Here is a 9,531-nt window from a genome sequence, read left to right on the forward strand (position 1 = left end):
CATCAACCAGTTGCAAACCAAAAGCGTCTCTGAATGGCGCGAGCGGCGCTGGTCAGACGCCATGGCACTGTCTGACGATACGGCCTACGCGCAGGCAGTGGCCCGCTGGCTGGCCTCTCCCTCCGAGCCCCAGGCATTGCCAGTACTGAACCGGCTGCGCATTCTGCAAGAGCGTGCCCGCTACAGCGCCGTGTACCTGGTAGACCCCCAGGGCCGCCTGCGCCTGTCACCCGGCGAAGGTGCCCAAGGCACACTGCCCGCGCTGGAGATGCAGGCACTGGAGCGTGCGCTGTCGCAGGCACAGGCCATCCCGCTGGAGCCGCGCCGCGACGCTTTTTTTGCTTTTCCGTTCTTTGGTCTTCTGGCCCCTTTGTTTGACGGAATGGAGCCAGTGGGCGCAGTCTGGCTGGTCAGTGACGTGCGCGCCACGCTCTACCCCTTGCTGGAATACTGGCCCACCCCGAGCAAGACTGCCGAATCCGCTCTGGTGCAACGCAGTGCAGACTCGGTCGAATTCCTCAGCCCCCTGCGCCACCACCCCCACGGGTCGCAACCCCTGCACCTGCTGCCCCTGACCCAGAAAGACAACCCCGCCGTACAGGCAGCCAGCGGCGAGCGCGGCATTCTCTACGGCCACGACTACCGGGGCGAGGAGGTGCTCTCCATGGTCAGCACCGTGCCCGATTCGCCTTGGCTGGTGGTGTCCAAGGTGGATGTGGCCGAAGCCTTTGGCGAGATGCGCACCCGCGAATGGCTGGCCCTGAGCCTGCCCGTGACCCTGGCGCTGCTGCTGGCGGGCTTGATGGCAGCCCACTGGCAATGGCGCGCCCGGCGGCGCGAGCGGGCGCTGAAGGTAGCGCTGGAGCGCAATATGCGCTGGCTCGAAAACGGCCAAAAAGCTGCCGCCATTGGTTATTTCGCTTACGAGCCTGAACGCGAAGAGTTTCTGATGTCAGGCATGGCCAGCCAGGTTTTTGGTCTGCGGCCCGACGGGCGCATGACGCGGCGCCAATGGCTGGGCACGCTGCACCGCGATGATCGCGAACAAGTGCTGGCCGCGCACGAGCAATCCCTGCAACAACGCACCGCTTTGCAACTCCAGTACCGCATCCGCCGCGCCAATGACCAACAAATGCGCTGGGTGCAGGTGTGGTGTGAATACGAAACAGACACTGCCCCGCACCACACCACGCGCATGACGGGCACGGTGCAAGACATCACCGAGCGCAAGCAATCAGAGCAGGAGCTGACCCACTACCGCGCCGCCCTGGAGGCCCAGGTGCGCCTGGACCCACTCACCGATGTAGCCAACCGCCTGGCCCTGGACGAAGCCGTGGCCCGCGAGTGGCACCGCACCCTGCGCAACGGCACGCCGCTGTCGCTGCTGATGGTGGATGTGGACCACTTCAAGGCCTACAACGACCACTATGGCCATGTGGCGGGTGACCACACCCTGCAACAAGTCGCGCAAGCGCTGGCCACGTCGGTGGGGCGTGAGGGCGATCTGGTGGCGCGCTATGGCGGCGAAGAATTTGCCGTGCTGCTGCCCAACACCGATGCACCGCAGGCCTTGGCTTTGGCGCAGCGCATGACCCACGCAGTGCGCGCCCTGCGCATCGAGCACCTGGCAGCGCCGGGCCACCAGCACGTCACCGTCAGCATCGGGGGGGCCTGCGTCCACCCTGCACTGCCCACGGCGTGCGCGGCGCAACCCACAGCGCTCCAGAACGCACTGGGGCCGCTCAGTGCCACCGAAGTGGCCCAAACCCTGTTTGAACAAGCGGACGCCGCCCTTTACGACGCCAAGAAGGCCGGGCGCGACCAGGTTGTGTTTTTCTCGCCCACGCCCTCAGCACCCCTGCCCACCTGCGCCACTACGGAGCCGTAATCAGCGCCAGGCAAGGCACCACGCTGCGTGCAAAAAATCTACCACTTGCCCCGATTGGGCTGGCGCTGGCGGATGGCAGCCACAATTTTCTCGGCTAGGTCTTTGCGCTGGGCACGCAAAGCAAAGTCCACCGCTGTCAGGCCTAGCTGGTTTTTCAGCGACGGATCGGCGCCCTCGTCGAGCAGGCGCTGCACACTTTCGGCGGCGCCGTACTGCGCAGCCATCATCAGCGGTGTGGTGCCGTTGGGCGATGCGGCGTCGATGTAGGCGTGGTGCTCCAGCAGCAGCGCGATGATGGCCTCCTGCCCCGCCTGGGTGCCAGAGGCTGCGTAATGCAGGGGCGTCCAGCCGGTCTGGTTGACGTCGGCGTCACGCGCCAGCAGGGCCTGCACTGCTGCGGTGTGGCCTTTGAGGGCGGCCATCATCAGCGCGGTTTCGCCCGCACGGTTTTTGGCCTGCACGTCCAGGTTGCGCGCAGCCAGCAGCGGCTGGGCGGCCTGGAGCGATCCCAGCTGCAAGGCCAGCACCAGCCCGATCTGGCCGTTGGCGTCGCGCGTATTGGGATCAAAGCCCCGGCGCAGCAGGGCCGTGATGGCCGCGCCATCGTCGCGCCGGATGGCCGTGAAAAAGTCATCGAACGAACCGGCCTGCGCGCCCAGCGCCAGCGCGGCCACCGGGACGGCCAGGCTGGCCACAAATCGGCGCCGTAGCAGGCTCATGCTTGTACCCCCTGGAACAAATCGGAAAAGTTGCGGCTGGTGGCCTCGGCCACCGCCTCGACGCTGATGCCGCGCGTGCTGGCGATTTGCTGCGCCACAAAGGGCACATAGGCCGGGCTGTTGGTTTTACCCCGGTAGGGCACGGGGGCCAGGTAGGGGCTGTCGGTTTCGATCAGCATGCGGTCCAGCGGCACAAAGGCGACCACATCACGCAGCTCCTGCGCACTTTTGAAGGTAATGATCCCGGAAAACGAGATGTAGTAGCCCGCATCCAGGGCCGCGCGTGCCACCTGCGCTGACTCGGTAAAGCAGTGGAAGACACCGCCAGCGCGGTTGCCAGCGCCGTCCTCGCCCTCTTCGCGCAGGATGGCCAGCGTATCGTCGGAAGCGCTGCGGGTGTGGATCACCAGCGGTTTGGCACAGGCGCGCGCCGCACGGATGTGGGTGCGAAAGCGCGCGCGCTGCCACTCCAGATCGGCAATGCTGCGGCCGCCTTTGCGATCCTCCATGCCGTAGTAATCGAGGCCCGTTTCGCCAATGGCTACCACGCGCGGCAGGGCAGCGCGCGCCAGCAGGTCTTGCTCGGTGGGCTCTAATACGCCTTCGTTATCGGGGTGTACGCCCACCGAACACCAGAAGTTGTCGTGCGCCGTGGCCAGCGCATGCACGTCGGCAAACTCTTCGATGGTGGTGCAGATGCACAGGGCGCGATCCACCTGCGCCTGCGCCATGGCCTGGCGGATGGCGCCCAGCTGGCTGGAGAGCTCGGGAAAAGTAAGGTGGCAGTGGGAGTCGGTAAACATGGTGGAAGTCTCAAAACACAAATGCCGACCGGCGCACAGCGGGTCGGCACGGGCACGGGGTGGGCGCTTCAGATGGTTTGCGTGGGCTTGTCGGAGCCCAGGGCGGTGCCCAGGAGCTGCTCGATCTTGAGCTTGAGCTGGCGGGATTTCTCATCCTTGGGAAACTGGATGCCCACGCCTTGGGTGCGGTTGCCACCAGCACGCGCGGGCGTCACCCAGGCCACACGACCCGCTACCGGGTAGCGCTGCGTGTCTTCGGGCAGGGTGAGCAGCACGTACACATCGTCGCCCAGCTTGTACTCGCGCGGCGTGGGCACAAAGATGCCGCCTTCGGCAAAAAACGGGATGTACGCTGCGTACAAGGCCGCTTTTTCCTTGATGGCCAGCTGCATGACACTGGGACGGGGCGCGGTGGAAGGGCTGCTCATGGGGGCCTCAAACGGTGGATGGTCGCGAGTGTAGGGCGTTTTTGGCCTGCGCTGCCAGCGCCTCCAGCATCAGACCGGCATTGAAAGGGTGCTCTGCCGTGCGCGCCGCTGTGGCCAGCGCGCGCGACCAGCGCGTCAGCGGCGCCAGCTCGGGGGGGGCTGGCAAATCGGCAGCAGCAAAGTAGCGCGGGGCCGCGCCCACGCGCAGCGCCAGCAGGTCGTGGCAAAGCTTTTGCAGCGCAGCAATGGCCTGCGCGGGCGTGTAGTCGGCCAGGGCGCTGGCGTCGCCGCGCTGCAACGCGCGGGGCAGTTGCGCCCACGCCTGGGGGCTGCGGCCTGCGCGGCTCAGGGCCAGGGCATCGTCAGGGCGGCCACCAGCCATGCGCAGCAAGGCATCGGCACTGGCGGGCGCCACGCCCTGCCCGGCCAGCCAGGGCAGCATGGCGCCCTGCTCGGGCCAGACCATGGTGTGGCCCAGGCAGCGGCTGCGGATGGTGGGCAAGAGCTGGTGCGCGGCCTCGCTGGCCAGCACAAAGCGCACATCGCCGGGGGGTTCTTCCAACGTTTTCAGCAGCGCGTTGGCGGTGATGGTGTTCATTTGCTCGGCGGGATACACCAGCACGGCCTTGCCGCGCCCGCGCGCACTGGTGCGCTGGGCAAATTCGACGGCATCGCGCATGGCTTCGACGCGGATTTCGCGGCTGGGCTTGCGCTTTTTGTCGTCCAGCTCGGCCTGGGCTTTTTCGGGCAGCGGCCAGCCGCGCGCCAGCAACTCGGTCTCGGGCATGAGCACGCACAGGTCGGCGTGGGTGTGTACGTCAATGGCGTGGCAGCTGGCACAGTGGCCGCAGGCACCGTGCGCGGTGGCGGCCTCGCACAGCCAGGCGCGCACCAGCTCCAGCGCCAGCGCAAACTGCCCCAGTCCGGAGGGGCCTTGCAAAAGCCAGGCGTGGCCGCGCTGGGCCAGCAGGGCATTGCGCTGCGCGGCGATCCAGGGCGCCAGCGCAGGCGCTGCTGCTTCGGTGCTCACAGCGTGGCTCCGGGCACGGACATGGCAGGAACCACGCCTGCCCCATCGGCCAGCCAGCCGCGCTGCACCAGCACCGCCGTCAGCTGCTGCCAGACCTGGGCCTGCGGCTGGGCGGCATCAATGCGCGCAAAGCGCTGCGGGGCGCTGGCGGCGCGCGCAGCATAGCCCTGGGCTACGCGGTGGAAGAAAGCGGTGTCCAGTGCCTCAAAACGGTCGGGGCTGCGCGCATCGGCCAGGCGGGCGGCGGCCACATCGGGCGCCAGATCGAACCACAGGGTGAGGTCAGGATTTCGCATCAAATCTGGCTCCAGGGCAAGCCCAGTCTGCGCTATACGCTCCAAATACGATAGCACCTGCGTATCAAAACCACGCCCGGCGCCCTGGTAGGCGAAGGTGGCGTCGGTGAAGCGGTCGCACAGCACCACGTCACCACGCGCCAGGGCGGGCTCGATGACGCAGCGCAGGTGGTCGCGCCGGGCGGCAAACACCAGCAGCGCCTCGGTCAGGGCGTCCATGTCGTCGTGCAGCAACAGGGCGCGCAGCTTTTCAGCCAGCGGTGTGCCGCCAGGCTCGCGGGTGAGCGTGACGCAACGCCCCTGCGCGCGCCAAGCGGCCGCCAGCGGTGCAATGTGCGAGGACTTGCCCGCACCGTCTATGCCTTCAAAGGTAATGAATAAACCAGGCGCCATAGATCAATTGGGGAGTGGGGGCGTGGCACTCATCGGCCACGCTGGTAACGGTTGACGGCGCGGTTGTGCTCATCCAGCGAGGCGCTGAAATGGCTGCTGCCATCGCCTTTGGCCACAAAGTACAGCGCCTTGGTAGCCTGCGGTTGCACGGCGGCCAGCAGCGCGGCCTTGCCGGGCATGGCAATGGGCGTGGGCGGCAGGCCAGCGCGGGTGTAGGTGTTCCAGGGGGTGTCGGTTTGCAGATCGCGCTTGCGCAGGTTGCCGTCAAATTGGTCGCCCAGGCCGTAGATCACCGTGGGGTCGGTTTGCAAGAGCATGCCGATGCGCAGGCGGTTGCTGAAGACGCCGGCAATCATCGGGCGGTCGCTGGCGCGGCCCGTTTCTTTTTCAACGATGCTGGCCAAAATCAGCGCCTGCTCGGGGGATTTGAGCGGGCTGTCACTGGCGCGCTGCGCCCAGGCGGCTTCGAGGTGGCGGTCCATGGCGTGCAGGGCGCGGCGCAGCACGGCCAGGTCGCTGGAGCCTTTGGCGTAGGTGTAGGTGTCGGGGAAGAAGCGGCCCTCAGGCGGCATGCCCGCGCGGCCCAGGCGCTGCATAAGGGCGGCGTCTGACAGTCCGGCGCTGTCGGGTTGCAAGGCTTCCTCGCGGGCCAGTGCGGCGCGCACCTGGCGCCAGTTCCAGCCCTCCACCAAGGTCAGGGCGCGCAGCGACTCTTCACCGCGCGCCAGCTTTTGCAGCAGGCTGTAAGGCGTGGTGCCAGCGGTAATCTCGTAATTGCCCGCCTTGATCTGCCGGTCTTGCCCCGACACCCGAAACCACGCGTACAGCAGCTGCGCATCCACCCGCACCCCGGCGGCCACCACTGCGCGGGCCACGCCGCGCGGCGTGGTGCCGTGCTCGATCTCCAGCTCCAGCGGCTCGTGGGCCAGCGCCAGCGGCTGGTGCAGCCACCACGCGGCGGCCCCGCCCAGGGCGCACACGATCAGCAGCATCCATATCAGCAAACGCGCCACAACCTTGCACCCCGTAGAAAAACAACCGGGCATGATAATTCACCCATGACCACCCTACTCCACGGAATCACCCCCCTGACGCACCTGGGCGTCATCCGCGCCCAAGGCGAAGAGGCCGCCAAATTTCTGCACGGCCAGCTGACGCAGGACTTTTCCCTGCTGGGTCTGCACGAGGCGCGCCTGTGCGCCTTTTTGTCGGCCAAGGGCCGCATGCAGGCCAGTTTTATCGGCTTCAAGCGCAGCTCTACCGAGGTGCTGCTGGTGTGCAGCCGCGATCTGCTGCCCGCCACGCTCAAGCGCTTGTCCATGTTTGTGCTGCGCGCCAAAGCCAAGCTGACCGATGCCACCGATGAATTCGCGCTCTACGGCCTGGCTGGGGATGCTCTTGTTTCGATAGCTGGTAGCGCACAGCCTGCTTGGGTCAAAGCCGATTTGGACGACAAAACCCTGGTTCACCTGTACCCCGCGCTGGGCCAGCCGCGCGGCCTGTGGATTGCACCAAAGGGCAGCCCAGTGCCACCAGGCCCGGCACTCGATGCAGCCCTGTGGGCCTGGGGCGAGGTGCGCAGCGGCGTGGCCACCCTGAGCGCGCCGCTGGTCGAAGCCTTTGTGCCGCAAATGCTCAATTACGAATCGGTGGGCGGCGTCAACTTCAAAAAAGGCTGCTATCCGGGCCAGGAAGTGGTGGCGCGCAGCCAGTTCCGGGGCGCCATCAAGCGCCGCGCCTACATCGCCCACGCCCCGGAAGAAGTGGCTGTGGGCGCCGAAGTGTTTGCAGCCACCGATCTGGAGCAGCCCTGCGGCACCGTAGTGCAGGTGGCCCGGGCGCCGGAGGGGGGCTGGGATGCCATCGTGTCGCTGCACATCGCTGCGGCCGAACACGGCGGCTTGCAAGTGGGCGCAGCCACTGGCGTGCCACTGGTGCTGGACGCTCTGCCCTACGCATTGGCCGAAGACCTCTGAAGCCCTACATTTGAGGGCATTTCTGACAAACCCTCCCCCCTTATGCCGCCCTCGCCGCCCACCCCGCCAGGTACCAATCCGCTCTGGGGTGGGTACAAAACCCCCACGGGACACGGGCGCACAGGGGCACGGCTGAACCTGGTCATTGCCCTGGTGTGCGCCCTGGCCATTGCGGTCATCTGGCTGGGCACCGCGCACCGCATCGCCCTGGAGCGCGAGCAGGCACAAGCGGCGGCCATGAAATCCAACGCCAACCTGGCCGTGGCGTTTGAGCAGCAAATTTTTCGCACCCTCAAGGCCGCCGAGCAGGTAGCCGCCTTTGTGCGTGACCAGTACCTGCTGCACGGCACCACCATCGACCTGCGCCGCTGGGTACAGCAGCAACTCATCCGCGATGCGCTGTTCACCATCGTCAACGTGGCCGATGCCAACGGCAAAATCGTCGCCAGCAGCAGCGACATGATCCCCAGCGTGAACTACGCAGACCGGGCGTTTTTCCAGCTACAGCGGCAAAACACCAAAGATGCACTCTATGTGAGTGCCCCCGTGCTCGGGCGGGTATCGGGCACCTGGCAAATTCCGATGTCGCTGCGCATCGCCCGGGCCGATGGCAGCTTTGCGGGAGTGGTGGTGCTGTCAGTCAACCCGCAGCACTTCACGGACTTTTACCGCCAGTCCGACCTCGGGCCCCAAGGCTTGCTGGAGCTGGCCGGTCTGGACAGCGTGGTGCGCAGCCGCACCGTGGGCAACCGCAACAGCTTCGGGATCGATGCGGCCAAGCTGCCCTGGTTCCAGCGCTACCCCGTTGCCCACGAGGGCGCTTTTGTGGACAGCGGCGAGGCCATCGACCACGTGGCGCGCACCATCAGCTACCGCAGCGTGGCGGGCTACCCGTTGATGGTCACGGTGGGCACCCCCCAGGCCACCGATATGGCCCTGGTGGAGCAACGGCGCACGGCCTACCTGGGTGTGACGGGCGTGGCCTCGGTGGCCTTGCTGGCCATTGCCGGGCTGCTCATGCTGATGCTGGCACGCCAGCGCGCTGCCACCGAGGCCCTGCACGCCAGCGAAGCCCTGTTTCGGGCCACTTTCAGCCAGGCGGCCATGGGCATTACCCACATTGCCCCCGACGGATGCATCGTCGGCGCCAATGACAAGTTCTGCCACATGCTGGGTTACAGACTCGATGAACTGCGCGCCCTGAACGTGCTGGAGCTGTGCGACACCGAGCACCAGGCCAAAGCGCAGCAGTTTCTGACCGAGCGACTGCACAACAGGGCCCCCGCCCTCTCGCCCGAAATCGAAAAGCCCTACCGACGCAAAGACGGCACGGTGCTGTGGGTGTGCGAGGCACTCAGCGTCGTCACCGACGCCCAGGGCCGGCCCGAGTACCTGGTGGCCGTCACACAAGACATCACGGTGCGCAAAAACCTGGAAGAGCGCTTATCCCACGCCGCCCTGCACGATGGGCTGACCCACCTGCCCAACCGGGTGATGTTTTTGGAGCAGCTCTCGCAATTGCTGGTGCAGGCACGCCAACACCAGCAGCGGGTGGCCGTGCTGTTTGTGGATCTGGACGGGTTCAAGGGGGTCAACGACAGCCGGGGCCACGCGGCGGGCGACCAGTTGCTGTGGCAGGCTGCGCGGCGCCTGGAGACTTGCATCCGGGCGGGCGACACGGTGGCGCGCCTGGGCGGCGACGAGTTCGGCATTGCGCTGGCCAGCCTGGCACACACCTCTGACTGCGAGGCGCTGGCGCACCGCGTCATCGCGGCGTTGGCGCAGCCATTTGACATTGACGGCACCCCGGCCCACATCTCGGCCAGCGTGGGGGCCGCGCTGTTTCCGGCCCACGGCGAGGAACCCGGCGCTTTGCTGGCACAGGCCGATACGGCCATGTACGCGGCCAAAAAGGCGGGCAAAAACCGCTTCAGCTGGGCGCTACAGTCCGGCGCCTGAAATAACGATCAAACTAGCCTCAAACGCCCGCCTGGTAAG

9 protein-coding genes are annotated in these 9,531 nt (G+C 66.7%); 3 read left to right on the plus strand and 6 right to left on the minus strand.

Translation table 11 applies throughout. The features are described from left to right. Window positions 1-1,888 (plus strand): sensor domain-containing diguanylate cyclase (locus PHX69_RS12740; RefSeq protein WP_288044132.1); only part of this gene is annotated, 1,888 nt, incomplete at its 5' end. A gap of 38 nt (window positions 1,889-1,926) precedes the next feature. Here the strand turns inward: PHX69_RS12740 and PHX69_RS12745 are convergent. The 6 genes from PHX69_RS12745 to mltG all read right to left on the minus strand — a co-directional run bounded on the left by PHX69_RS12745 (window position 1,927) and on the right by mltG (window position 6,549). Then, the gene (locus PHX69_RS12745; RefSeq protein ID WP_288044134.1) at window positions 1,927-2,607 is read right to left on the minus strand and encodes an ankyrin repeat domain-containing protein; all 681 of its coding nucleotides are present in this window, start codon (window positions 2,605-2,607) and stop codon (window positions 1,927-1,929) included. Further along, the gene (locus PHX69_RS12750) at window positions 2,604-3,410 is read right to left on the minus strand and encodes a TatD family hydrolase (RefSeq protein WP_288044135.1); all 807 of its coding nucleotides are present in this window, start codon (window positions 3,408-3,410) and stop codon (window positions 2,604-2,606) included. Before PHX69_RS12750 ends, PHX69_RS12745 begins: the two co-directional genes overlap by 4 nt. 68 nt (window positions 3,411-3,478) lie before the next feature. Further along, window positions 3,479-3,838, minus strand: a complete 360-nt coding sequence (locus PHX69_RS12755; RefSeq protein ID WP_119014256.1) for a PilZ domain-containing protein — start codon at window positions 3,836-3,838, stop codon at window positions 3,479-3,481. 7 nt (window positions 3,839-3,845) lie between these two features. Continuing rightward, the gene (locus PHX69_RS12760) at window positions 3,846-4,868 is read right to left on the minus strand and encodes a DNA polymerase III delta subunit-related protein (protein ID WP_288044136.1); all 1,023 of its coding nucleotides are present in this window, start codon (window positions 4,866-4,868) and stop codon (window positions 3,846-3,848) included. Continuing rightward, a complete protein-coding gene (tmk, locus tag PHX69_RS12765; RefSeq protein ID WP_119014254.1) occupies window positions 4,865-5,557 on the minus strand; it encodes a dTMP kinase in 693 nt (230 codons plus the stop codon). The genes PHX69_RS12760 and tmk overlap by 4 nt, the downstream gene beginning before the upstream one ends. Before the next feature lie 29 nt (window positions 5,558-5,586). Then, on the minus strand, window positions 5,587-6,549 hold the full coding sequence (gene mltG, locus PHX69_RS12770) for an endolytic transglycosylase MltG (protein ID WP_288044137.1): 963 nt from the start codon (window positions 6,547-6,549) through the stop codon (window positions 5,587-5,589). A gap of 66 nt (window positions 6,550-6,615) precedes the next feature. Between mltG and ygfZ the strand changes: the two genes are divergently transcribed. Continuing rightward, a complete protein-coding gene (gene ygfZ, locus PHX69_RS12775) occupies window positions 6,616-7,533 on the plus strand; it encodes a CAF17-like 4Fe-4S cluster assembly/insertion protein YgfZ (RefSeq protein WP_288044139.1) in 918 nt (305 codons plus the stop codon). Between the two features lie 42 nt (window positions 7,534-7,575). Continuing rightward, a complete protein-coding gene (locus PHX69_RS12780) occupies window positions 7,576-9,492 on the plus strand; it encodes a sensor domain-containing diguanylate cyclase (RefSeq protein WP_288044140.1) in 1,917 nt (638 codons plus the stop codon). Window positions 9,493-9,531 lie beyond the last annotated feature (39 nt).

The organism is Simplicispira sp., from assembly GCF_028687295.1.
Classification (GTDB): domain Bacteria; phylum Pseudomonadota; class Gammaproteobacteria; order Burkholderiales; family Burkholderiaceae_C; genus Simplicispira; species Simplicispira metamorpha.